The organism is Acinetobacter sp. UBA6526 (assembly GCF_002434875.1).
Taxonomy (GTDB): Bacteria; Pseudomonadota; Gammaproteobacteria; order Pseudomonadales; family Moraxellaceae; genus Acinetobacter; species Acinetobacter venetianus.
Genome location: NZ_DJLC01000110.1, coordinates 26,317 through 50,702, shown reverse-complemented (window position 1 = coordinate 50,702; position 24,386 = coordinate 26,317). Strand labels below are relative to the sequence as shown.

Annotated in this window: 21 protein-coding genes and 1 pseudogene; 17 read left to right on the top strand and 5 right to left on the bottom strand. The window is 40.6% G+C overall.

The genetic code is table 11. The annotated features are described in order from the left end of the window. Positions 1-2 precede the first annotated feature (2 nt). The 5 genes from B4237_RS07475 to pcaU all read right to left on the bottom strand — a co-directional run bounded on the left by B4237_RS07475 (position 3) and on the right by pcaU (position 5,632). Complete coding sequence (locus B4237_RS07475; protein WP_007482972.1) at positions 3-371, bottom strand: roadblock/LC7 domain-containing protein; 369 nt, start codon at positions 369-371, stop codon at positions 3-5. Between the two features lie 36 nt (positions 372-407). Then, positions 408-974: a nuclear transport factor 2 family protein gene (locus B4237_RS07470; RefSeq protein ID WP_278595641.1), complete on the bottom strand. Its 567-nt coding sequence runs from the start codon at positions 972-974 to the stop codon at positions 408-410. 132 nt (positions 975-1,106) lie between these two features. Then, a complete protein-coding gene (locus tag B4237_RS07465; RefSeq protein WP_278595640.1) occupies positions 1,107-2,708 on the bottom strand; it encodes a bifunctional aspartate transaminase/aspartate 4-decarboxylase in 1,602 nt (533 codons plus the stop codon). A gap of 54 nt (positions 2,709-2,762) precedes the next feature. Beyond that, on the bottom strand, positions 2,763-4,448 hold the full coding sequence (aspT, locus tag B4237_RS07460) for an aspartate-alanine antiporter (RefSeq protein ID WP_286942492.1): 1,686 nt from the start codon (positions 4,446-4,448) through the stop codon (positions 2,763-2,765). 359 nt (positions 4,449-4,807) lie between these two features. Then, positions 4,808-5,632: an IclR family transcriptional regulator PcaU gene (gene pcaU, locus B4237_RS07455; RefSeq protein WP_004880314.1), complete on the bottom strand. Its 825-nt coding sequence runs from the start codon at positions 5,630-5,632 to the stop codon at positions 4,808-4,810. Positions 5,633-5,879: 247 nt separating this feature from the next. Here pcaU and B4237_RS07450 point away from each other — a divergent pair, with 247 nt between their 5' ends. From B4237_RS07450 to B4237_RS07370, 17 genes and pseudogenes are all read left to right on the top strand, one after another. Beyond that, positions 5,880-6,563 carry a 3-oxoacid CoA-transferase subunit A gene (locus tag B4237_RS07450; RefSeq protein WP_278595638.1) on the top strand — a complete coding sequence of 228 codons (684 nt, stop codon included), beginning with the start codon at positions 5,880-5,882 and terminating at the stop codon, positions 6,561-6,563. A gap of 10 nt (positions 6,564-6,573) precedes the next feature. Continuing rightward, positions 6,574-7,227: a 3-oxoacid CoA-transferase subunit B gene (locus B4237_RS07445; RefSeq protein ID WP_061519732.1), complete on the top strand. Its 654-nt coding sequence runs from the start codon at positions 6,574-6,576 to the stop codon at positions 7,225-7,227. A 410-nt stretch (positions 7,228-7,637) separates the two neighbouring features. Further along, on the top strand, positions 7,638-8,846 hold the full coding sequence (gene pcaF, locus B4237_RS07440; protein ID WP_278595637.1) for a 3-oxoadipyl-CoA thiolase: 1,209 nt from the start codon (positions 7,638-7,640) through the stop codon (positions 8,844-8,846). Positions 8,847-8,854: 8 nt separating this feature from the next. Further along, positions 8,855-10,210: a 3-carboxy-cis,cis-muconate cycloisomerase gene (gene pcaB / locus B4237_RS07435; protein ID WP_278595636.1), complete on the top strand. Its 1,356-nt coding sequence runs from the start codon at positions 8,855-8,857 to the stop codon at positions 10,208-10,210. Beyond that, positions 10,207-10,992, top strand: coding sequence for a 3-oxoadipate enol-lactonase (gene pcaD, locus B4237_RS07430; protein WP_278595635.1), 786 nt, complete (start codon positions 10,207-10,209; stop codon positions 10,990-10,992). The genes pcaB and pcaD overlap by 4 nt, the downstream gene beginning before the upstream one ends. 41 nt (positions 10,993-11,033) lie before the next feature. Beyond that, positions 11,034-12,386 (top strand): MFS transporter, encoded by a 1,353-nt coding sequence (locus tag B4237_RS07425; RefSeq protein ID WP_278595634.1) that lies wholly within the window; start codon positions 11,034-11,036, stop codon positions 12,384-12,386. 31 nt (positions 12,387-12,417) lie between these two features. Further along, entirely contained in the window at positions 12,418-12,831 is a 414-nt protein-coding gene (gene pcaC, locus B4237_RS07420; protein WP_023014361.1) for a 4-carboxymuconolactone decarboxylase, read from the top strand. 10 nt (positions 12,832-12,841) lie between these two features. Further along, positions 12,842-13,567 carry a protocatechuate 3,4-dioxygenase subunit beta gene (pcaH, locus tag B4237_RS07415; RefSeq protein WP_278595633.1) on the top strand — a complete coding sequence of 242 codons (726 nt, stop codon included), beginning with the start codon at positions 12,842-12,844 and terminating at the stop codon, positions 13,565-13,567. 12 nt (positions 13,568-13,579) lie between these two features. Next, a complete protein-coding gene (gene pcaG / locus B4237_RS07410) occupies positions 13,580-14,209 on the top strand; it encodes a protocatechuate 3,4-dioxygenase subunit alpha (RefSeq protein WP_278595632.1) in 630 nt (209 codons plus the stop codon). Between the two features lie 75 nt (positions 14,210-14,284). Further along, a complete protein-coding gene (aroD, locus tag B4237_RS07405) occupies positions 14,285-15,118 on the top strand; it encodes a type I 3-dehydroquinate dehydratase (protein ID WP_286942512.1) in 834 nt (277 codons plus the stop codon). Positions 15,119-15,144: 26 nt separating this feature from the next. Next, entirely contained in the window at positions 15,145-16,599 is a 1,455-nt protein-coding gene (locus B4237_RS07400; RefSeq protein WP_278595659.1) for a right-handed parallel beta-helix repeat-containing protein, read from the top strand. 19 nt (positions 16,600-16,618) lie between these two features. Next, complete coding sequence (locus tag B4237_RS07395) at positions 16,619-17,947, top strand: carbohydrate porin (RefSeq protein ID WP_278595631.1); 1,329 nt, start codon at positions 16,619-16,621, stop codon at positions 17,945-17,947. A gap of 16 nt (positions 17,948-17,963) precedes the next feature. Beyond that, positions 17,964-20,387 (top strand): glucose/quinate/shikimate family membrane-bound PQQ-dependent dehydrogenase, encoded by a 2,424-nt coding sequence (locus tag B4237_RS07390; RefSeq protein WP_278595630.1) that lies wholly within the window; start codon positions 17,964-17,966, stop codon positions 20,385-20,387. Between the two features lie 202 nt (positions 20,388-20,589). Further along, positions 20,590-21,090: a 2-oxo-4-hydroxy-4-carboxy-5-ureidoimidazoline decarboxylase gene (gene uraD / locus B4237_RS07385; protein WP_278595629.1), complete on the top strand. Its 501-nt coding sequence runs from the start codon at positions 20,590-20,592 to the stop codon at positions 21,088-21,090. Then, positions 21,090-21,425: a hydroxyisourate hydrolase gene (gene uraH, locus B4237_RS07380; RefSeq protein ID WP_007482939.1), complete on the top strand. Its 336-nt coding sequence runs from the start codon at positions 21,090-21,092 to the stop codon at positions 21,423-21,425. The genes uraD and uraH overlap by 1 nt, the downstream gene beginning before the upstream one ends. A 52-nt stretch (positions 21,426-21,477) precedes the next feature. Next, a pseudogene (locus B4237_RS07375) lies at positions 21,478-22,851 on the top strand (nucleobase:cation symporter-2 family protein). Positions 22,852-23,042: 191 nt separating this feature from the next. Next, positions 23,043-24,338 carry a hypothetical protein gene (locus B4237_RS07370; protein WP_278595628.1) on the top strand — a complete coding sequence of 432 codons (1,296 nt, stop codon included), beginning with the start codon at positions 23,043-23,045 and terminating at the stop codon, positions 24,336-24,338. Positions 24,339-24,386 lie beyond the last annotated feature (48 nt).

The following is a 24,386-nucleotide window of genomic DNA, read 5'->3' as shown; positions in this document are numbered from 1 at the left end:
ATTTAATAGGTATAGAAATTTAAATTACGTTCTAGTTTTTGAATTTCATGACGTGCGTAGCCTAAATTTGTATGTTCACGATCTAAAACCGCATATAGAAACAGGCTATGATTGGTTTCTAGCGGTGTAATGATGTGGTACTGGTTGTCAGTACTCATCAAAACACTTTCTAGAAAATCATCTGGATCAATTTCATTCATTAATTGCTTTTGGTAATTAAATAAATTTGCGCCTTCAGCAGCGGCAAGATCAATATTAAAGAACTCATCACCAATGGTTTCTAAAATAGAACCATCGAAGGTATCGACCAAAGCTAAAACAATTAAACCTTCAATTTTATTTAATCGTTTTAATAATGAATGATTGTCCATAATTTATTCTGCACTTTTTTGTGGCTGAATTTTATACTATTTTTTGAACGGCAAGGTCAAAGAATAGCCACTTCCGACATATGGCAGTGAGCGATATAAACCATTTGCAGGATCCCAAAAATCTTGTTGAAAGATAATTAGTTTTTGCTGATTAATTTTGATTTGGCTAATACCATACGAAGACATGGTTTTTGTCCGACCAAACATTTTAAAGTCATAGACCATGTGCCAATGGATATATGCAGAGTCTTGTTTATGAGTCGCACTTATTAATGTCACTGAAACATTGCTGACGTGTTCATTCATACCTTCAAAATGTTTAGTGAGATCCTGTTTATTTGAGAATTGGGAAAGTGTGTCATTGATAAATAATTGATCTGCATAAAGTTGACTGGCATTTTTGACAAAATTTTCAGTTCCCATCGTATTGAAAGCTGCAACAAAGTTTTGACCAATTTTTTGAGCTTGTTGATCATCTAACATGATTCCCGTAATTTCTTTTTTAGCTTTTTCATAGTCAGCGGTGTAACTCGGTACACTTTTACAAGCAGCCAAAGAAAGTAAGGTCAGTGTCGAGACTGCGAGCGTTCTGAGCAATTTCATGTTGATGATCTCATTCCATTTTAGATTTATCTTAAAAGTTGGAATGTGAATGTGATGTGAACTGCTTTTTTGAGATACATACAAAAAATAAAGCCACTAAATTGTGGCTTTATTTCGATCGACAGGAAAAGCTTATTTTTTGCCTTTCTTAGTTTTTAGGTATTCTTGGTAGGATTCTTCAGCAAAGCGTCTTAAAGAATCACCAATCGCTGCATATTGGTATTCATTCAAGTTTGCTAAAGATGCGCGAGCAGAAGGGTGCATAACACCGAAACCTGATCCAGGAAGTAAAACCACACCTGTTTCATCAGCGACACGGAATAATAGCTCGGTCGGATTTTTATTTTTCATGACCCAATCTGCAAACTCATCACCATATAACGTGCGAGACGTATTTTCCAGATTTACTAAAGTATAGTAATCAACGGCATTTGGATCTTGAGGAACTTCTACGCCAAGTTGTCGATATAGTGCAGCATCACGTTCACGTACAACAGATTTAACAGCTTTCTTATAATTTTGACGTGAATCCATCATATTGAATAATGCAAATAGCACCATTTGGACTTGTTGCGGTGTCGATAAGCCTGCCGTGTGGTTCAATGCCACATTTCGGCTATCTGCGACCAAACGATCAATAAACTTAATACTTGAAGGATCTGTTGTGAGTGAAGAATAACGCTCTTCCAACTCTTTTTTATCTTTCTTCGATAATGCTGCAAGCTTCTTATCAAGAATATTATTGTTGGTGAGCGCGATCACACCTAAACGCCAGCCTGTAGCACCGAAATATTTCGAGAATGAATAAACAAGAATGGTATTGTCAGGACAGATTGCAAATAAAGATTTGAAGTTATCTGCAAAAGTACCATAAACATCATCTGTTAAAATCAACAAATCGGAGCGCTTTTTAACGATATCAGCCAAGATTGCTAGTCCTTCATCACTCATTTTTACTGAAGGAGGGTTACTTGGGTTCACCAAGAAGAATGCTTTAATTGAAGGATCTTCTAATTTTCTAAGTTCTGACTCTGGATATTGCCAGCCGAGCTTAGGATCAGCTTCAATAAATACTTCTTCAAGTTGATAGTCGTTGAGCTTTGGAATTTCTAAATATGGCGTAAAAATCGGTGTTCCGATTGCAATACGATCGCCATTTGAAATGATTTTATTTTCTTTCAATGAGTTGAAAATATAGGCCATCGCTGCTGTCCCGCCTTCAACAGCAAACAAGTCAAGGTTTTGCTTGGCCATACCTTGTACGCCCATTTCACGCAGAACATACTCTTTAATAATCGTTTCACTGATACGTAGCATTCGGTCTGGAACGGGATAGTTACAACCTAAAATTCCTTCAACCATTTCAAGCAAGAAAGCGTCAGGATCTAAACCAAGTTGATCCCGAACATAAGAAACAGCTTTTCCTAAGAAAATAACACCTTGTTTATCTTGATTCTGCATCACAAAGTTATCAAAGCGTGATTGCAAACCTACAGGTCGTGGATATCCACCAAGACCTTCTGGCATATAAGAAAAAGAGAACTCTGATTCTGTGGTTGAAAATAAACCAAGTTGGAAAAAAGCTCGACGGGGGATCGTTGCTAAGAAATTTGGATTTCCTCGACCTGCATTGAGCATAAGTCGATCGGTTCTACTTTGTGCTAACTCAATGAGATTATCTTTTAGCTCGAATGGACTCAGTTTTGAATATTTAGTGTAATCAACGTTCCCCATGGGAAGTCTCCTTAATTATAGTGAAGCGGTTAAAATGTTTATAACTGTTAGTTTTTAAGCTAAGCCCACAATTAATGGACCTAACAAAGTAAGAAATACATTTGCGAGGGCATAAGTGATCGCAAAAGGAACCGTTGGAATAGAGTTACCAGCTTTGTCTAAGACGCCACCAAAAGCAGGGTTTGCACTTCGTGAACCTGATAGTGCACCAGCCATGACTGCAACATTGTCATAACGTAAAACATAGCGGGCAAAAAGCATTGAAAGAATAAGAGGAACGAGTGTAACAACGACCCCGATCATGAAAAGCGATAAGCCACTTTCTTTGATGGTTTGGATGGCTTGTAAGCCCGATTGCAGACCAACAGCCGCGACGAAGCCTGCTAGCCCGAGATCTTTTAACAGTTGTGACGCTGCTAATGGCATATTGCCGTGTACTTGATTTCGACTACGTAACCATCCAAATAAAAGACCAGATAGTAATGCACCACCACCTGCACCGAGCGTGAGGGGAACATCACCAATTCGAACAACAAATAAGCCAACAATGAGACCTACCACTAAGCCAGCACCATGAAAAATCCAATCTGTTTTTAAGCTTTCAGGCAGTGCTTTACCAGCCTCTTTGACTAAACGATCTAAATCACTTTTTGTGCCGTAAACAGTAATCAAATCACCTTGCTTCAAAATGGTATCGTCACTCAATGTTTGAGATTCATCATTACGTTTGATTGCAAGTACATAGATGCCATGTTTCAAATAATCGGGTGTATTGGCTTTAATATCTCCCAATGTTCGATTTATGTATTTTGAATTTCTTAAAATCACATCTGAGGTATCCATAATCATCTCCATACCTTGAGATGATTGAAGTTCAGTACCAATATGCTCCGAGATTGAAACGACATTTGCACGACGGCCTACAATTAAGATGACATCATCTGTTTGTAAGGTCACTTCAGGTGCAACATCAATAAACTGATCTTTTCGTTTAAGTCGTTCGACTGTGATACTCGGTTGTGTTTTTTCAAGTTCAGCGATTGCAATACCATTGGCTTGCTTGACTTTGTAAATACGACCAACGATTTCAGGCATAGCTAATTCTTGACCTGGAGCAAGCTCGAAAGCACCTTTTAAACGTTCTGACTGCGCTTTTAATGCATCATCATGAATTTCTCGCCCCATAAATTTAGGTAAGATATTCACACAGATGATGATGGCGCCAAGTACACCAAAGATGTAAGTCACTGCGTAACCGATCGCTACATTTGCCTGTAGTTTTTGGATTTCAGCAAGAGGGAGGTCTAGACGAGAAATCGCATCACCCGCTGTACCAATGATAGCTGACTGAGTCATCCCTCCAGCGGCCAGACCTGCCGCTAAGCCTTTATCTAAGTTAAAGATTTTAGCCATCACAAGTACGGTAATAAGCCCACAAACTGCCATGAATACCGCGAGTAGAATTTCTTTAATGGATTGAGGGCCTAGCGATTTGAAAAATTGTGGGCCACTTTCAAAACCAACTGCATAAATAAACAGTGCAAACAAAATTGCTTTAACACCATTATCAATAGGTACACCAATTAGACTCAGTACCACTGCAACTAGGAGTGAACCAGCAACACCGCCGAACTGAAATTTTCCAAATTGAAACTGACCAATCCAGAAGCCAATCGCTAGAGATAGGAATAGTAATATTTCGGGGCTATGTTTCAATTCACTCTGTAACCATTCAATCATTTTTATATCTCTCTTTTATTGTTTGGTATAACTTTGAGTATGAAATTTATTTATTTTTCATGTGCATTTTAAAATACTATGCATCAATAATAAGAGCAAATATATTGATTTTATTGAGTAAATTACTTGGATTAATATAATGTAATGATTTAAATAAAATTATTATCATTGCATTTGATTTGTATCATTTAGAAATAAGTTTTTTAACGAAAAGTAAAATAAACTTACTCAATGAAACAATTGTTTGGAAACTTAAAAGACTTAGCTAACATCTAAAATAAATTTGGTTTAAAAGCGAGTAAAACATATACGTCTATAAGTACGAGCAGAGAAAAATATCTATTTTGAAATAACTCTATCTAAACAACCTGTCTTAAATCACGTGCTGTTTCTAGTAATAGTGGCAAAATATGAGTGATGAGATAATCTTTTGTTGTACGCATGGTAGGTGAAACAATATTTAGGGCAGCAACGACATCGGCATTTGCATCATAAATCGGTACTGCAACAGCATGTACGCCCAATTCATGTTCTTCACATGAATAACACCAATCCTGTTCTTTAATTTCATGTAATAACTTTAAAAAAATTTCACTCTCAGTATGCGTATATTTGGTTAAACGTTTAAGTGGATATTTTTCTAACCATTGTTTTTGTGCTTCGTCATCTAGATGAGCAAGCAGAATTTTTCCAGCAGAAGTCGCATGGGCGGGTAAGCGATTACCTAAGTGCAATCCATATGGATTTACTCTGTCTGTTTGTTGGTGTGCTGCACTTCGCGCTATCGTAATTGCTTCATAACCATCTAAAACCATAACTGAATAGATGAGTGAGGTTTGATTAGTAAGTAGATTTAATAAAGGCTGGCAAATTTTTGGTAGTGGAGAGCCATCTAAATAAGCACCTGAAAATTTTAGAATTTTAGGGGTTAAATAATAATAGTGACCATCAAAATCCAAATAACCTAAATATTCTAAGGTCAGTAAATGCCGTCTTGCAGCCGCACGTGTCATGCCTGTTTTTTCAGCGGCAGTGCTCATGTTCAAGCGATGCCGTTCAGGTCCAAAACATTCCAAAATCGCCAAGCCTTTTGAGATTCCCGCAATAAAGTCTTCATGACGAATCGTTTTTTTATTTTCAGAATGATGAATCAATTTTGGCTCTTTATTCTGATCATTTTCCATAATGTGCTCTTTCATTCAAAAATCATTTTCTAAAATTGATTCTAATCCAAACACGACTATTTTACTTGGATAATGTTCGATCATCGAACATAAAAAATAATAATCGAACAAAATGAACTTTGTGCTGTAGAACTCTAACGAAAACTTATCAAGAATAAATATTAGAAATCCGAACAAAATACTCAGCTTAGTTTCATCGGTTTTCAGGATGAAAAATTGAGTAATTCATAGTACAGGAAGTAGTCAGATGATTGATAAGAGTAACACCTCATTGACCGAGGTTCTATCCCAAATCCAAGATGGCTCAACCATCATGATAGGAGGTTTTGGAACAGCAGGACAACCCGCTGAACTTATCGATGGTCTGATTGAACTGGGCGTGAAAGACCTTGTGATTGTCAATAACAATGCAGGCAATGGCGATTATGGTTTGGCAAAACTGCTAAAAACAGGTGCTGTTCGTAAAATCATTTGTTCTTTCCCTCGTCAGTCTGATTCATGGGTATTTGATGAACTGTACCGTGCAGGCAAGATTGAATTAGAGCTTGTCCCGCAAGGCAATCTCGCTTGCCGGATCCAAGCCGCAGGCATGGGTTTAGGTGCCGTATTCACCCCTACTGGTTTTGGTACGTTATTGGCAGAAGGTAAAGAAACCCGTCATATCGATGGCAAAGACTATGTACTGGAATACCCAATCAAAGCCGACTTTGCTTTGATCAAAGCTTATCAAGGCGATCGTTGGGGTAATTTGGTTTTCAATAAATCTGCACGTAACTTCGGTCCAATCATGGCGATGGTAGCAGATGTCACCATTGCTCAAGTCTCTGAAGTGGTGGAACTGGGTCAGCTTGATCCTGAGCACATCATTACCCCAGGTATCTTTGTCCAACATATAGTTGCCGTTGAAGCCACTTCACCTGTATCAGCATAAGGAGAACAACATGAGCTATCAAAAACTCAACCGTGATCAGATTGCTGAACGTGTTGCACAAGATATTCCTGATGGAGCTTATGTCAATTTAGGCATTGGTTTACCGACCAAGATTTCAAAATACTTACCTGCGGATAAAGATGTGTTTCTGCATTCTGAAAATGGTTTGTTGGCCTTTGGTCCACCCCCAGCCAAAGGTGAAGAAGATCCTGAACTGATTAATGCAGGTAAGGAATACGTCACTATGCTAACAGGTGGATGCTTTTTCCATCACGGTGATTCATTTGCCATGATGCGTGGTGGACATTTGGATATCGCGGTACTCGGTGCATTCCAAGTTGCAGCCAACGGTGATCTTGCCAATTGGCATACAGGTGCAGCCGATGCCATTCCTGCTGTGGGTGGTGCAATGGATTTAGCCGTTGGTGCCAAGAAAGTTTTTATCACGACTGATCATGTCACCAAACAAGGTGAACCTAAAATTGTTGAAGAGCTGTCTTATCCAGCAACGGGTCTGAAATGTGTTGATCGTATTTATACCGATCTGTGTGTGATTGATGTGACCACAGAAGGTTTAAAGGTGATTGAAAAAGTGGATGGTCTGAGCTTTGAGGAGTTACAGGCTTTGACGGGTGCTCAATTGATTGATGCGACGCAGGGATAATGTTGACCAGCCACTAATTACGGGTTAAAGCGAAAGTTTTTGTATAGGCATTGCCTTACTTTTTAAGGATAAAAAGTAACAAAAATCCTTTGTTACTCAGACACAACATCCGTGTTGTGCTGAGTAACGAGGCGACATCCATGTCGCCACCGTGAAATATTGATTGGAATGGTTTAAATGCAGTTTTTTACTCACTTATATTTAGATTTTTTCCAGTAACTAACTATCGTGACAGGCGACATGGATGTCGTCCGTTGGACAGGGAGGCAAGGAAGCCTCCTCTGTTCAACAATGGGTTTTGTCACTTTTGCCCTGTCAAAAGTGAGGCATTACTTACGCAAAGGAAGTATGACTGAACCCGCAATTTGTGGCAGTGGTCACAACAGATTGAAATATGGAAGTGTAAGACTATGAAAAACGCTTATATCATTGATGCCATTCGTACTCCATTTGGTCGTTATGCAGGTGGTTTAGCGCCTATACGTGCAGATGACCTTGGTGCGATTCCAATCCAAGCCCTAATACAACGAAATCCAACGATAGATTGGCAACAAGTGGATGATGTGATTTATGGCTGTGCCAATCAAGCGGGTGAAGACAACCGTAATGTGGGACGTATGTCAGCATTATTAGCAGGCTTACCTTATCAAGTGCCTGCTACTACAGTGAACCGTTTATGTGGTTCATCTTTAGATGCCATTGCTATGGCAGCGCGTGCGATCAAAGCCAATGAAGCAAACCTGATCATTGCTGGTGGTGTGGAAAGCATGAGCCGTGCGCCTTATGTGATGGGTAAATCAGAGAGCGCATTTGGACGTAGTCAAAAGATTGAAGACACCACCATGGGATGGCGTTTTATCAATCCAAAGCTCAAAGAAATGTATGGTGTAGACCCCATGCCACAAACGGCTGAAAACGTGGCAGAACAATTCAATATCAATCGTGCCGATCAAGACCAGTTTGCCTTGGTGAGCCAACAACGTACTGCAGCAGCGCAAGCCAAAGGCTTTTTTAAACAAGAGATCGTGCCCGTCACTATTCCTCAGCGTAAGGGTGATGCGATTGTGGTGGATAGCGATGAACATCCGCGTGCATCAACCACGATTGAAGCCTTAACCAAACTCAAAGGTGTGGTGAAAGCAGATGGAACAGTGACAGCAGGTAATGCATCAGGGATTAATGATGGTGCAGCAGCACTCTTGATCGCCTCAGATGAAGCGGTTGCTGAATATCAACTGAAACCACGCGCCAAAATTATTGCCGCAACTACAGTGGGTGTTGAACCACGCATTATGGGATTTGCGCCTGCACCTGCGATTAAGAAATTACTGCAACAGACCAATCTGACACTAGAGCAAATGGATGTGATTGAGTTAAACGAAGCCTTTGCAGCTCAGGCATTAGCGGTAACTCGTGATTTAGGTTTAGCGGATTATGATGCACGTATCAATCCAAATGGTGGTGCGATTGCTTTAGGTCATCCTTTGGGTGCGTCAGGCGCACGCTTAGTCACCACCGCATTGAATCAACTTGAGCAGATTCAAGGACAGTATGCATTGTGTTCGATGTGTATTGGTGTAGGGCAAGGCATTGCGCTCATTATTCAACGTGTTGAGTGAGGTTTGATATGAGCCAGTTATATGCCAGCTTGTTTTATCAGCCTGAAGTCACGGACATTTTTAGTGATCGTGCTTTGTTGAACTACATGATTCAAGTTGAAGTTGCTTTAGCAAAAGCTCAGGCGCAGGTTGAAGTCATTCCGATATCTGCTGCAACGATCATCGAGCAAGTTGCAAAAAATGCATTAGAAGCTATTGATTTTGATGATTTAGCCGTTGCGTCAGGTTTGGCTGGAAATATTGCAATTCCTTTTGTGAAGCAATTTACAGCAATCGTAAAACAACAAGATCAAGATGCTTCTCGATATGTGCATTGGGGTGCGACTAGCCAAGATATTATTGATACAGCGATGATTTTGCAGTGCCGTGATGCATTGCTATTGATCGAAAAACAATTGCAATTTGCTTATCGCATTTCGATTAAACAGGCACAGCAATATCGTAATCAAGTCATGATCGGACGTACATGGTTGCAGCAGGCATTACCTATTACTTTGGGTCATAAATTTGCGCGTTGGGCAGCAGCATTTAAACGTGATTTAGATCGCTTACAAGCTATGAAATCTAGAGTTCTAACAGCTCAGTTAGGTGGCGCAGTGGGTTCATTGGCCTCTTTAGGAAATCAAGGCTCGGCAGTCGTTCAAGCTTTTGCAGCTGAGTTAAATCTAACTGTTCCTGAATGTACGTGGCACGGTGAGCGTGATCGTATAACTGAAATGGCTGCCACGCTCGCAATCATTGTTGGTAATACAGGAAAAATGGCTAAAGATTGGTCATTGCTGATGCAAACAGAAATTGCAGAAGTATATGAGCCGACAACGAAAGGGCGTGGTGGTTCATCGACAATGCCTCACAAACGAAATCCTGTTGCAGCAGCGTCAGTTCTTGCAGCTGCAAATCGCTTACCAGCATTAATGGCTAGTGTTTATCAAAGCATAGTGCAAGAGCACGAGCGAGCTCTAGGTGCTTGGCACGCGGAATGGTTGGCGATTCCTGAAATTTTTCAGTTATGTGCAGGCGCATTAGAGCGGACTACTGACGTGCTTGAAAATATGCAAGTCAATCCTGATGCCATGCAGCGCAACCTTGAATGTACCAATGGATTGATTATGGCTGAAGCGGTGATGATGGCACTTGCAAGCAAAATCGGGCGATTGAATGCGCACCAGCTAATTGAGCAAGCTTGTCAGCAAGCCGTTAATCAGCAACAGCATTTAAAAATCACGTTATCCGTGATGGATGAAGTCAACGTACATTTGAGTCCAAGTGAACTGAATGAGATTTTCAAACCTGCATCTTACCTCGGAAATATTCAGGCGCAGATTGATGCAGTTCTAAAAGCAGCACAAGGAGATTCGGCATGATGATTAAAATAAGCAATCGTCAAGGCCATCAATTGGCTGTTCAAACATCGGGTTTGCAATATGGACCTGTACTCATGTTCTCAAATTCTTTGGGTACTGATCATGGGATGTGGCAAGCGCAAGTTGCAGCTTTTGCTGAGTACTATCATGTCATTACTTATGATACTCGTGGGCATGGTGATAGCGATGTAATTGCCGATACAACTTTGCAAAATCTTGCTGAAGATGTGGTGGATATTTTAGATGCCTTAACAATTGAAAAAGCCCATTTTTGTGGAATTTCAATGGGTGGCATCACAGCGCTTGAATTAGCGATCTATCATGCTGAGCGTTTTCATAGTATTACCGTTGCGAATTCTGCTGCCAAAATTGGTACAGCCGACGCATGGAATATGCGGGCAGATAGTGTTGAACAAACAGGTCTAGCAGACATCGTGAAAACGACACATACCCGTTGGTTTAGTGAACATTTTGATTATGTACATGATGTTCTGGCTCAAAAAACAATTCAGAGTTTAGCTGTTACACCAGCACAGGGATATGCCAACTCTTGTAGAGCATTGGCAAATGCAGATGTGCAATCACAGCTGAGCTTGATTCAAATCCCAACTTTAATTATCGCAGGTCAATTTGACCCTGTTACTACGGTTCATGATGCAGAGTTCATGCATCAGTCTATTGCAAACAGTCAACTTGAAATCTTGGCAGCGTCTCATTTGTCCAATATTGAACAACCTCAAGTTTTCAATCAGGCATTGGCTAAGTTTATTCAAAAAATATAACCGCAAAGGTTAGAAAGGAATTCGCCTACAAGGAGGCAACTATGGCACAGGAATTTGCTGCCCCAAAAAACAGTATGGATGCACAAGCACTGATTAATGATGCACCAGTAAGCAAGTATCAATGGATGATTGCAATTATTTGTTTTCTCATTGTATTTGTAGATGGAATCGATACTGCTGCAATGGGCTTTATTGCACCAGCATTAGCACAGGATTGGGGAATTGATCGTTCTCAACTCGGTCCTGTAATGAGCGCTGCACTTGGCGGGATGATCATTGGTGCGTTGGTTTCAGGCCCAACTGCGGATCGTTTTGGTCGCAAAATTGTTTTAACGATTTCAATGTTGATCTTTGGTGGTTTTACTTTGGCATCTGCCTTTGCAACTGATCTGAATAGTTTAGTTATATTGCGCTTCTTAACGGGTGTTGGTTTAGGCGCTGCAATGCCAAATGCAACCACATTATTTTCAGAGTATTGCCCGCAACGAATCCGGTCTTTACTCGTCACTTGTATGTTCTGTGGTTATAACCTTGGCATGGCGATTGGTGGCTTCATTAGCAGCTGGTTAATTCCAACATTTGGATGGCACAGTCTATTTTTGGTCGGGGGAGTTTCTCCATTAATCCTCATGATATTGGTGATTGTACTTTTGCCAGAATCATATCGTTTCCTAATCGTCAAAGGTAAAGACTCTCAGAAAGTACGCAACATTCTGAATCATATTGCACCTGAAAAAGTACAGCGTGCTGAAAGCTTCCATATTCCAGAAGAGCAATCTGCTGTTGCAGAAAAGAAAAATGTATTTGGCATGCTGTTTTCTAAGCAATATGCCAAAGGCACAGTTTTGTTGTGGTCAACTTATTTCATGGGATTAGTGGTGATTTACCTACTCACCAGTTGGTTGCCAACTTTGATGCGTGAAACAGGTGCGACTATGGAGCGTGCAGCATTTATTGGTGGCTTATTCCAATTTGGTGGCGTGTTGAGTGCCTTGTTTATTGGTTGGGCAATGGATCGCTTTAATCCAAATCGGATTATTTCAGGTTTCTATTTTATTGCTGGATTGTTTGCAGTGGCGGTTGGGCAAAGCCTTAGCAATCCAACATTATTGGCCATTCTCGTATTGTGCGCAGGTATTGCAATCAATGGTGCGCAATCGTCTATGCCTGCCTTAAGTGCTCGCTTTTATCCTACTCAATGCCGTGCAACAGGCGTGGCATGGATGACAGGTATTGGTCGCTTTGGAGCAGTATTTGGAGCTTGGATTGGCGCAGTTTTATTAGGTAATGATTGGTCATTTACCGCGATTTTAAGCCTCTTAATGATCCCTGCAACAGCAGCTGCGGTCGCGATCTTTGTGAAATCTTTAGTTGCTCATACAGATGCAACCTAACTTTAAATCTCTCGATATCAGGACAACGCCAATGAATGATGAGCAGCGTTATCAACAAGGACTCAAAGTCCGTACAGAAGTACTTGGTGAAAAACATGTCGGTCGTTCTTTAGAGAACCTGAATGATTTTAATCAAGATTTCCAGAATTTTATTAGTCGGTTTGCTTGGGGGGAAGTGTGGTCACGGGAAGGTTTACCACGCCATACCCGTAGTTTAGTCACCATCGCCATTTTATTGGCCTTGGGACGAGAAGATGAATTGAGAATGCATTTACGTGCTTGCTTTAACAACGGGGTGACCAAGGATGAGCTTAAAGAACTGATTTTACATAGCTCATTGTATGCAGGGTTACCAGCCGCAAATGCGGCCATGCATATGGCTGAAGAAGTGTTCAAAGAGCTTGGAATAGATGTGCAACCCGTTTCAGTACAAGCTAAAGATTAAGGAGACTGTCATGTTAAATCACACATTGGGTGCATATCCGCAACGCGATACAGAGGATCATCCGCCAGCATATACACCGGGCTATAAAACCAGTGTATTACGCTCGCCAAATAATGCATTGATTTCGATTAATGAAACATTGACTGAGGTGACTTCACCGCATTTTAAGCCAAGTATTTTTGGGCCTAAAGACAATGATTTGATTTTGAATTATGCCAAAGAAGGTCTGCCGATTGGTGAGCGAATCATCGTTCATGGCTATGTGCGTGATCAGTTTGGTCGCCCTGTAAAAAATGCCTTATTAGAAGTTTGGCAGGCCAATGCATCGGGTCGCTATCGTCATCCAAATGACAAGTTTATTGGTGCAATGGACCCTAACTTTGGTGGGTGTGGTCGTACATTAACTGATGAAAATGGATTCTATATTTTCCGTACCATTAAGCCCGGCCCATATCCTTGGCGTAACCGTATCAATGAATGGCGACCTGCACATATCCATTTTTCTCTTATAGCTGATGGTTGGGCACAACGTTTGATTTCGCAGTTCTATTTTGAAGGCGATACCTTAATTGACTCATGCCCAATTTTAAAAACCATTCCATCTGAGGATCAACGTCGTGCTTTGATCGCGTTGGAAGACAAAAATAATTTCATTGAATCAGATAGCCGTTGCTACCGCTTTGATATTCATCTTCGTGGTCGTCGTGCGACTTATTTTGAAAATGATTTGACTTAATGGAGTGACAGAATGAACGCGTGGAATTTTCAGGAACTTAAAGAGACACCATCACAGACAGGTGGTCCTTATGTTCATATCGGTTTATTACCTCAACAAGCCAATATCGAAGTCTTTGAACATAACTTCAATAATCAGTTGGTAAATGATCAAACTCAGGGCGAGCGTATTCGTCTTGAAGGTCAAGTGTTTGATGGGCTTGGTTTGCCATTAAGAGATGTATTACTGGAAATCTGGCAAGCAGATGCCAATGGGGTTTATCCAAGTCAGGCTGATACACAAGCAAAAACTGCTGATCCAAATTTTCATGGATGGGGACGCACAGGCGCAAATTTTGAAACTGGTTTCTGGAGTTTTAACACCGTAAAACCGGGTTCAGTTTCAGGACGTAAAGGTACGATCCAAGCACCGCATATCGCAGTGGCTTTATTTGCTCGTGGTATCAACATTGGTTTGCATACGCGTATTTATTTTGAAGATGAAGCAGATGCCAATGCGAACGATCCTGTTTTAAATAGCATCGAGTGGGCTACACGTCGGCAGACACTGATTGCAAAACGTACAGAAGTCGATGGTGAAATTGTTTATCGCTTTGATATCCGTATTCAAGGTGAAGATGAAACTGTGTTTTTTGATATTTAAGAGTTAATAACGAAAGATTGCTTTGTCTTGGGAAAGACGGGCAATCCATTAAGGATGATGAAGATGAAAATGAAAATGAAAACACTGGCAGCGTTTATACTGCTTGTAAGCCCTTTTTTTGCGGTTCAAATGGTACAGGCACAAGAAAATGCGCACAGCCCAGTTCAATTGGCTGAGTTGGTGAAATCACCTGTTAAAACAATTGTACCGATCACAGCGAAAACTAAAGATCAGGCTTTGGCACAAGCAAAAGTGATTGCGGCAAATCCAGATGTAGATTTGGCTGAGTTTCGTATCGATTTACTTGATTTTGCGAATGAAACTAAACAAGTGATTGCATTGGGTCAGGAGCTAAAACAGATTCTAGGCAATAAGCCTATGATTGCGACGATTCGTACGCATAACGAAGGTGGCAAGCTAACGATTAGCGATGTTGATTATGGAAAAACTTACCAAGCTTATTTAAAACATCCTCTTATGGACATGTTGGATGTTGAAATGTTTCGTGACCAACAGATTCTCAAAAATATCGTGAAATTGGCGCATGATAAAAATGTACTGATCGTCATGTCGAATCATGATTTCCAAAAAACGCCAAGTGAAGATGAGATCGTTAAACGCTTATTAAAACAAGATGAACTCGGGGCAGATATTTTAAAAATCGCAGTCATGCCACAAAGCAAACAAGATGTCTTCACTTTGATGAATGCAACTTTAAAAGTGAGTGAGTTGTCCAAGAAGCCACTACTCACAATGTCAATGGGAAGACTTGGAACGATTTCCCGAATTGCAACAGCAAATATGGGCGGTAGCTTTAGTTTTGGCATGATTGGCGAAGCTTCAGCACCAGGTCAAATTGATGTAACTCAACTAAAGCAGTTTTTAAAAACGGTTCAACCGACACAATAATTGAAAAGGATTTGTTAGACATGAAATTGACTTCTTTACGTTTAAGTACTTTAGCGATGGGTTTGGCTATATCTAGTTTGGCTACAGCAGAAACGTATGTGGTTGATCGTTATCAAGATGATGCTGAAAAAGGCTCATTACGTTGGGCGATAGAGCAGGCAAATACTCAGCCGACTGTAAGCAGTGAAATTTTGATCCAAGCGGTAGGAAAAGCACCTTATGCAATTAAGGTCAGTAGTCCGCTTCCAGAAATTAAAGCACCAGTAAAAATTATTGGTACACAGTGGGCCAAAACTGGTGAGCATATCGCGATTGATGGTTCAAACTATATTAAAGGCACAGGAGTAGAAGCTTGTCCAGGAGCAGTTGCAGGGCAATTTGGTACTAATGTTAGAACGACAACTTTACCGGGAATTGTTTTACGTGACATTAATGGCGTAACTATCCAAGGTTTAGAGATTCGTCATTTCTGTATTGGTATTTTGATGAATCGTGCGAGTAATAACGTCATTCAAAACAACCGCATTATGCATAACTATGGTGGTGCAGGAGTAATGCTGACGGGTGATGATGGCAAAGGCAATCCAACTGCAACGACGACCAATAACAATAAAGTGCTCGATAACTATTTCCAAGACAATGGTGATGGGCTTGAGTTAACACGTGGTGCGGCATTTAACTTAGTCGCAAATAATCATTTTATTTCAACTTCAGCAAACCCAGAGCCGTCACAAGGCATAGAAATTCTTTGGGGGAATGATAATGCTGTGGTTGGGAATAAATTTGAGAATTATTCAGATGGTTTACAAATCAACTGGGGTAAACGTAACTATATCGCCTACAACGAACTCACCAATAACTCAAATGGTTTTAACTTGACGGGTGATGGCAATATTTTGGATAGCAACAAAGTGCATGGCAATCGTATAGGAATCGCCATTCGTTCAGAAAAAGATGCAAATGCACATATCACACTGACTAAAAATCTAATTTGGGATAACGCCAAAGATATTAAACGCTGTGAGGCAGGTGGGAGTTGTGTTCCAAATCAACGTTTAGGCGCGATAGTTTTTGATGTTCCGGGCTTAGAACATGCGCATTTTGTGGGTTCTCGTGGGCATGGTGTGAAGATTGATCCTGCAAATTTACAGAAAACTTGCCAACAGCCAAATGAGCAAGGCTGTAATGCGCAGCCTAACCAAGCAATTCAAGCACCGAAATTGAGTTTCTCAAAAGGACAAGTGAATGTGGTTGTAATAGGGCAACCAAACCAGCGCTATCAAGTTGAATTATTTGGCAATCGTTTAACGAGTTCAAATGAAGCAGAGATTTACTTAGGTTCAATCGTTGCTGCGACCAATGCACAAGGTGAGGCTAATGTTTCATGGAAACCAACAACAAAAGTAGCATCTCTAACTGCAAATGTAACGGATCAACTCGGTGCAACATCTGAACTTAGTACAGCGCTAAAAATGAAATAAGAAAGCACGGAGGCTTTTTATGAACTCAAATAAGTTATTGATTAAATTAAGCTGTTTGGCAGTTGCTATCTGTACAGCGCAAAGCAGCTTTGCGAATGAACCGTGGTCACAAGATCGTCAATGGCTACTTGGTGATTGGAATGGTCAACGCCAACAACTTGAACAAGAAGGTTATAAGTTTACTGCATCGATTATGAGCCAAGGGGCGACCAATCTAGATGGCGGATATAGCGATACCAACACATTTAAAAATGCAGCACAGTTAGCGCTGGGTGCAAATTTTGATTTAGAAAAAATTGCAGGATGGAAAGATACAACAGCCAATATTGTCATTACAAAACGTGATGGTAATGCGCTGACTCTTGAGCAGATTAAAGACCCACGCTCAAGTGCATTAGGTAACTCACAAGAAATTTATGGTCGAGGCAAAATCTGGCGTTTAACCCAAGCATGGGTAAAAAAAGGTTTTGCTGATAATACGGTTCAATTCAAGATTGGACGTATGGGCATGTCTGATGACTTTAATAGTTCGCAATGTGAATTCCAAAATCTACTGCTATGCGGTGGCCAGCTTGGAAAATCAATAGGATCTATTTGGTACAACTGGCCTGTAGGGATTTGGGGAACCAATTTCAAGTATCAGTTTTCCCCTGAATGGACGCTTGGAGTCGGTGTCTATGAAGTAAATCCTGACAATGTAAAAACCGAAAAAGACAGTGACGGTTTTAATTTGGATATGGATAACGTGAAAGGCGCAACGATTCCAGTAGAACTAGCGTGGCGACCTAAACTTACGATATTTAATGGTTTGCCGGGAGAATATAAGGTTGGTGCGTTGTATTCGACTGCTGAAGCAAATGATATTGCGACGACCGATAAAGTCCATGATGGCAAGCATAGTTTTTGGTTGAATACTCAGCAGCAACTCACGCAGAAAGGCGACGATACAAAACGCGGTTTATACGCCAGTTTTAATGTCGTTGTGAATGATAAAGCCACTACGGCAGTTCAAAGCACTCAGCAACTCGCACTTTGGTACAAAGGGGCTTTTGATAGTCGTCCAAATGATTCGATTGGTTTTGGTATTGCAAATTATTTAGTCAATGACCGTTATAAAGATCGTCAAATCGCAACGAATACGAGTCGTGGTTATGACGAATATGATGCATTCGCAACAGATTATGTCCCAGTTCAACGAGATGAACTCAATGTTGAGCTGAACTATAGCTATCAATGGTCACCAGCAGTCATGTTAAGACCAAACCTACAATATATTCATCAACCTGCGGGTGTAAAAGAGGTAGATGATGCTTGGGTTGCTGGATTGAGCATGCGAGTGAATTTCTAATATAGGAGTATGACGTATGTCTGAATCTTCAAGCTCACATACCATACTGAAGATATGGTGTCTGATTTTAGGCTTAGTATTATTGCTCACAGGACTGTTTTTTACAGTCGGTGGCGCTAAGCTAGTAACATTAGGAGGATCATGGTATTTCGTGATCTCTGGTGTATTTACGTTAGCATCAGCAATTTTCATTTTTAAAAAGAAAGCAGTTGGCGTTTGGCTATTTAGCTTAGTGTTCATCGGTACGATTATTTGGTCACTTCTTGATGCGGGTTGGGAATTTTGGCCCTTATTTTCACGTTTGATGTTCCCAGCGGGTTTGTTTGCGGCGTTGATGTTTACATTACCCTCGATTCGTCGTTATCAAATTCAACCGAGTGCTGATTTAGCTGCTTATGGCTTTGGTATGCTGACTGTTCTAGGCATGTGCGTCGGTCTCTACCAAATGTTCCAACCTCATGCGACAGTTTCGGCTTCAGGTCAGGAGCTACCATTAGTTCCAGTTAAAACAGACATGAAGCAAACCAATTGGCAGCATTATGGACAGGATTCGGGAGGTAGTCGCTTTGCCGCATTAGATCAAATTACTCGAGATAATGTTCATCAGTTAAAAGAAGTATGGCGTTTTCGTACAGGTGATTTTACGACGGGTACAGGCAATGGTGCAGAGGATCAAATGACACCTTTACAAGTCGGCAATAAGATTTTCTTGTGTACACCACATAACAATATTTTTGCTTTAGAGGCTGACTCTGGCAAGCAATTGTGGAAAGCAGAAGTTAATTCAAAAGCGGATGCGTGGGAACGTTGTCGTGGTGTTGCTTATTTTGATTCGACTCAACCTTTAGCCCAGCCAATATTAGCTGGTGCGACACCCGTTAAAACGGTTGCAACAGATACAGCATGTTTAAGACGTGTGTATACCAATACACCAGATGGGCGATTAATTGCAGTAAATGCGGATACAGGTGAACGCTGCAAAGACTTCGGTGTAAACGGTACGGTGGACTTACTCAAAGGTTTAGGCGAGGGTACCAAAGCGCCACGTTTTGAAGTAACTTCAGCGCCAACGATTGCGGGAACAGTGCTCGTCGTTGGAAGCCGAATTGCAGATAACTTTGCAGCAGATATGCCGGGTGGGGTAATTCGTGCATACGATGTCATTACAGGTGAATTGCGTTGGGTGTTTGATCCACGAAATCCTGATCCAAACTATATGCTTAAAGAAGGTGAAACATACAAACGTAGTTCAGCGAACTCTTGGGCAGCGATGTCATATGATCCGCAAATGAATACTGTGTTTTTACCAATGGGTAGCTCATCTGTCGATGTCTGGGGTGGCAATCGTCAACCTTTAGATCATAAATACAATTCATCTGTTTTAGCTTTAGATGCGACAACAGGTAAAGAAAAATGGGTTTATCAAACGGTTCATAATGACTTATGGGATTTTGATTTACCGATGCAGCCAAGTTTGGTGAACTTCCCGATGAAAGATGGCAGCAATAAACCTGCTGTTGTAATTGGAACTAAATCAGGTCAATTCTTTGTCTTAAATCGCTTAACAGGTCAGCCTTTGACAAAAGTGATTGAACAACCTGTCAAGCCAGCGGACATCGAAGGTGAACAATATAGCCCAACGCAACCTCGATCAGTTGAAATGCCACAAATTGGTAATGCAGCCTTGACTGAGTCTGATATGTGGGGTGCGACACCTTTTGATCAGCTGATGTGTCGTATCAATTTTAAATCGATGCGTTACGAAGGCTTATATACAGCACCTGGCAAAGACAAATCTTTAAGTTTCCCAGGCTCCTTGGGTGGTATGAATTGGGGCAGTATTGCGTTTGATCCAAGTCATCAATACATGTTTGTGAATGACATGCGTTTAGGTTTATGGATTCAGTTAATTGAACAGACACCTGAAGATTTAGCGCTTGAAGCCAATGGTGGTGAGAAAGTGAATACAGGTATGGGTGCAGTACCAATGAAAGGTACACCATATAAAGTTAACAAAGATCGCTTTTGGTCCAAGTTGAATATTCCATGCCAAAAACCGCCGTATGGAACAATGACTGCAATCGATATGAAAACGCGTCAAATTGCATGGCAAGTTCCAATGGGTACTGTAGAAGATACTGGTCCAATGGGAATCAAAATGGGGCTTAAAGCACCAATTGGGATGCCAACGATCGGTGGGCCGATGGCAACGCAAGGTGGTTTAGTCTTCTTTGCTGCGACACAAGACTACTATTTACGTGCCTTAGATTCATCTACAGGTAAAGTCTTATGGAAGTCTCGTTTACCAGTGGGTAGCCAAGCAACACCGATTAGTTATGTTTCCCCTAAATCAGGGAAGCAATATGTATTGATTACCGCTGGTGGTGCACGTCAATCGCCAGATCATGGTGATTATGTGATTGCTTATAGCTTAAATTAAGCGTTTAATTGATCTGTTCTAAAGCCTGCAAAATTTTATTTTTGCAGGCTTTTTTATTTAAATCATGCAAGCCATGTATTTTATAAAATCTCATAATTGATAATCAAAAAGATGAAACCAAACTATAAAATTGGCATATTCATTGCTTAATATAAACACATCTGGTCAGACCAGTCAGACAATGCAATAAATTGGAGCAAAAATGGACTTGGAACAATTCAATCAATTGGATACAGCGCATGCCGAAGCGGCATTAAGCCCATGTGTCCATATTCATTCATGGATTGAGCATTTAGTTCAACATCGTCCGTATTCGACTCGTGATGCATTGTATCAGACTGCCAAAGTTCAAGCTCAAACTTGGCAATGGTCTGAGATAGCAAATGCTTTAGCGCAGCACCCTCGGATCGGTGAGAAAAAAGCAGCGAGTGCATTGTCTGAAAAAGAACAGCGCTTTTCAGCCAAAGAGCAAGGGCAACTTGGGACAGATGAAGAGCTTCAACAAGCACTGTATCAGGGCAATTTAGATTACGAATCTAAATTTGGACATATATTTTTAATTCGTGCGGCAGGGCGAACTGGCGCAGAAATGTTAGCTGAGCTACAACGCCGTTTAAACAATAGTGTGGTGCAGGAGCAGCAAGAAGTTCAGCAACAATTGGCTGAGATTGCACTTATTCGCTTAAAACAGGAGATTCAATAATGGCTGGTATTAGTACACACATTCTAAATGCTTCACTCGGAAAACCAGCAGTTGGAGTTACTGTCAAATTGTTTCGAAAAGTAGAGCAACAATACATGCTATCTGATGAGCAACAGACGGATGCTGATGGACGTATTAAAGCATTTGAGTTTGAGTCTTTTACGCAAGGGAATTACCAACTGATTTTTGAAATTTCAGACTATTTTCAATCGTTAAATACAGAGAGTTTTTATCCGAGAGTGTGCATTGATTTTAAAGTGCTTGATACACAACAGCATTATCACGTACCGCTATTAATCAGTCCATTTTCTTACTCAACCTACCGTGGCAGCTAATTTAGAAATTAACCGATGTAGACATGATTAATCTTATTTGAGGAATAACTTCATGCATCAAGACAAAGTGCACAGTGATGTCGATATGGATGTTTCAGCAGAACATCAATATTTGGGGATGAACAAAAATATCATCTATGGTTTGCAACATGTGTTGACCATGTATGGCGGAATTATCGCTCCACCACTGATTATTGGTGCAGCTGCAGGTTTAGACGGTTCGGAAATCGCATTATTGGTTGCTGCAGCACTGTTTGTCGGGGGAATTGCCACAGTTTTACAAACCATTGGTTTTAAACATTTCGGGGCGAAATTACCTATTGTGCAAGGGGTATCGTTTGCAGGGGTTGCCACGATTCTTGCCATTGTCAGTACTGGTGGTGGGCTACCATCTGCATTTGGTGCTGTCATTGTGGCTTCGATTATCGGATTATTTCTGACTCCTTTTTTTGCCAAGATCATTCGATTCTTTCCGCCCGTCGTGACGGGTTGTGTGATTACCATGATCGGTATATCTCTAACACCTGTAGCGATTCGTTGGATTATGGGGGGAAATCCAAAGGCAGAAAATTGGGGTGATCCAGCAAATGTCGGACTTGCTGTTATGACTTTGGCAATCGTGATCATCTTTAGTATGTTACGCAGTCAAATTCTACGTCGACTGGCAATTTTAATTGCTATTGTATTGGGTACGATTCTGGCTTATTTCGCTGGCTTTGCAGATTTTTCAAAAGTTGCATCAGGTTCTATTTTTGCTTTACCTAGCTTTTTCCACTTTGGTTCTCCAGTTTTTGAATTCTCTGCAATTCTATCTATGACTATCGTGACTTTAGTCATCATGACGGAAACAACAGCGGATATTATTGCGATCGGAGAGATCGTGGGCACTAAAGTTGATTCAAAACGTATCGGCGATGGTTTGCGTGCAGATATGTTGTCGAGTGCAGTTTCACCGATCTTTGGTTCATTTATGCAAACCGCATTTGCCCAAAATGTAGGACTGGTTGCGATTACAGGCATCAAAAGTCGTTTTGTAGTTGCAACTGCGGGTGGAATCTTAATCGTGTTGGGATTATTGCCAATCGTAGGTCGTTTAGTGGCTTCGATACCAATGCCAGTACTTGGGGGCGCGGGAATCGTGTTATTTGGTACAGTGGCGGCGAGTGGTATTCGTACTTTGGCGAAAGTTGATTATAACGATCACAAGAACTTAATTATTGTGGCGACTTCGTTAGCTATCGGGATGATTCCAATCGTAAATCATGAGTTCTATGCACAGTTTCCGATTTGAGTACAAACACTTCTTCATTCAGGCATTAGCTCCGCTTGTCTTACTGCAATTTTCTTAAATATTGTGTTTAACCACTTACCGTTTACCAAGAAGTCTTCGGAAGTTGCAACACTACCTGTAAATTCAGGTCATTAATTTCAATCTTAACGACCTCAGTTTTTAACAAGCAACGTTTTTAATTTTAATCATCAACCATTTAAAAATCGCTTATTCAATTTTGAATAGGTCTTGGGGAGCTTTTGACTTCAAAAAAGTTAAAAGTTGGGGTTTTGACAACTTAAAAAATGGATTGAGTTGATTTTTAAATGCATCATTCGGGGAACTTTATGAAAAATTTTACTTTGAAATCTGCAACTTTGCTGATTGCAATGGGGAGTATGAATCAGGTTTGGGCTGCGGATACCAGCTTAAATGGACTCTTTAATTTAGGACAGGACTGTAAAGTCCAAGATAATTCAGTGCAATCCGTACAAGCAATGTTGGGATGTGGAACGCTACATGGTGTAGTGAAATCGACCTATTACTCGTTAAATAATGGTTATTTTGTCAATAATTTGAACCAAGATACGGTCGCCATTGGTGGTTATGTTCGATATGAAACAGCGCCATTTCTCGGTGTACAAGCAGCGGTTGGTTATGACTTACAACGTCGTTTAGATGATAAAAATCAAAATGATGAAGTTGACGAGTTAAAAGAAGATCGTGATGGTTTAGCTGAAGCATATTTGACTTGGAAAAATGATCTTGCGCGAGTCACCATTGGTAATCAACGTTTGAATTTACCGTTTATGGGAGATTATGCAGACCGTCGTGTTTTGATGTATTTATACCAAGCCGCAGATGTTCAGGTCGGCAATAATACTGACTTTTTACGTCTAACTAAGGTGAATAAATACAAAAGCTATGGCGAAGATGAATTTACCAAGACATCTCGTCAAAACTCAAATATCGAAACAGATGGTTTATGGTCATTTGGTCTGGGTAAAAGTTTTGATTTAGCCAGTGATAAAAAATTAAAGGCGCAGCTTTGGTATCAAGATTATGATGATTACACGCGTTTGATCTATACTCAAGCCGATCTATCTTTTCCCAAATTAAATTATTCGCCAGAGTTTTCTGTGCAATATATTTCAGGTAAAGATCAAGGCAAAGCATTGGCAGGTGAGGTGAATAGTCAAATTTTTGGTGCACAAGCTGCGTTGAAAGTATTGTCTAAAGCGAGTTTGAAAGTGGCCTATAACTACATCAAACCAGACAGCGAAAGTTATTTAAATGGTGCTTTATTAACGCCGTACGCAACCAAAACTTCTTCAGGGGAAATCTTCGCACAACCATTTTTTACCAGCACACAAGATCTCGGTGCAGGAAATGCATTTATGCTTTCACTTGAAGGTAAAGTAACTGATCAAGTAATCGCAGGGGCACGTTATTCATTTATGGATTTGAAAGAAAAAGAGAATGTAGCAAGTCGAAATCAATCTGAATATATGATTTTCGGGATCTATAATTTTACAGGTGCTTTAAAAGGTTTCAGTGTGAGTAATTTCTTTGGTATCCAAACTTCACCACGTTATGAAAAAGACTTTTTACAAAACCGCTTTACATTGAGCTATAAGTTTTAATTTTTTCTGAAATCACAAGAGCCTATTTCAGCTATGAAATGGGCTTTT

Bases quoted from the DNA above. Each gene is read 5' to 3' on its own strand.
- B4237_RS07475 (WP_007482972.1), bottom strand. From the start codon at position 371: ATGGACAATCATTCATTATTAAAACGATTAAATAAAATTGAAGGTTTA.
- B4237_RS07470 (WP_278595641.1), bottom strand. From the start codon at position 974: ATGAAATTGCTCAGAACGCTCGCAGTCTCGACACTGACCTTACTTTCT.
- B4237_RS07465 (WP_278595640.1), bottom strand. From the start codon at position 2,708: ATGGGGAACGTTGATTACACTAAATATTCAAAACTGAGTCCATTCGAG.
- aspT (WP_286942492.1), bottom strand. From the start codon at position 4,448: ATGATTGAATGGTTACAGAGTGAATTGAAACATAGCCCCGAAATATTA.
- pcaU (WP_004880314.1), bottom strand. From the start codon at position 5,632: ATGGAAAATGATCAGAATAAAGAGCCAAAATTGATTCATCATTCTGAA.
- B4237_RS07450 (WP_278595638.1), top strand. From the start codon at position 5,880: ATGATTGATAAGAGTAACACCTCATTGACCGAGGTTCTATCCCAAATC.
- B4237_RS07445 (WP_061519732.1), top strand. From the start codon at position 6,574: ATGAGCTATCAAAAACTCAACCGTGATCAGATTGCTGAACGTGTTGCA.
- pcaF (WP_278595637.1), top strand. From the start codon at position 7,638: ATGAAAAACGCTTATATCATTGATGCCATTCGTACTCCATTTGGTCGT.
- pcaB (WP_278595636.1), top strand. From the start codon at position 8,855: ATGAGCCAGTTATATGCCAGCTTGTTTTATCAGCCTGAAGTCACGGAC.
- pcaD (WP_278595635.1), top strand. From the start codon at position 10,207: ATGATGATTAAAATAAGCAATCGTCAAGGCCATCAATTGGCTGTTCAA.
- B4237_RS07425 (WP_278595634.1), top strand. From the start codon at position 11,034: ATGGCACAGGAATTTGCTGCCCCAAAAAACAGTATGGATGCACAAGCA.
- pcaC (WP_023014361.1), top strand. From the start codon at position 12,418: ATGAATGATGAGCAGCGTTATCAACAAGGACTCAAAGTCCGTACAGAA.
- pcaH (WP_278595633.1), top strand. From the start codon at position 12,842: ATGTTAAATCACACATTGGGTGCATATCCGCAACGCGATACAGAGGAT.
- pcaG (WP_278595632.1), top strand. From the start codon at position 13,580: ATGAACGCGTGGAATTTTCAGGAACTTAAAGAGACACCATCACAGACA.
- aroD (WP_286942512.1), top strand. From the start codon at position 14,285: ATGAAAACACTGGCAGCGTTTATACTGCTTGTAAGCCCTTTTTTTGCG.
- B4237_RS07395 (WP_278595631.1), top strand. From the start codon at position 16,619: ATGAACTCAAATAAGTTATTGATTAAATTAAGCTGTTTGGCAGTTGCT.
- B4237_RS07390 (WP_278595630.1), top strand. From the start codon at position 17,964: ATGTCTGAATCTTCAAGCTCACATACCATACTGAAGATATGGTGTCTG.
- uraD (WP_278595629.1), top strand. From the start codon at position 20,590: ATGGACTTGGAACAATTCAATCAATTGGATACAGCGCATGCCGAAGCG.
- uraH (WP_007482939.1), top strand. From the start codon at position 21,090: ATGGCTGGTATTAGTACACACATTCTAAATGCTTCACTCGGAAAACCA.
- B4237_RS07370 (WP_278595628.1), top strand. From the start codon at position 23,043: ATGAAAAATTTTACTTTGAAATCTGCAACTTTGCTGATTGCAATGGGG.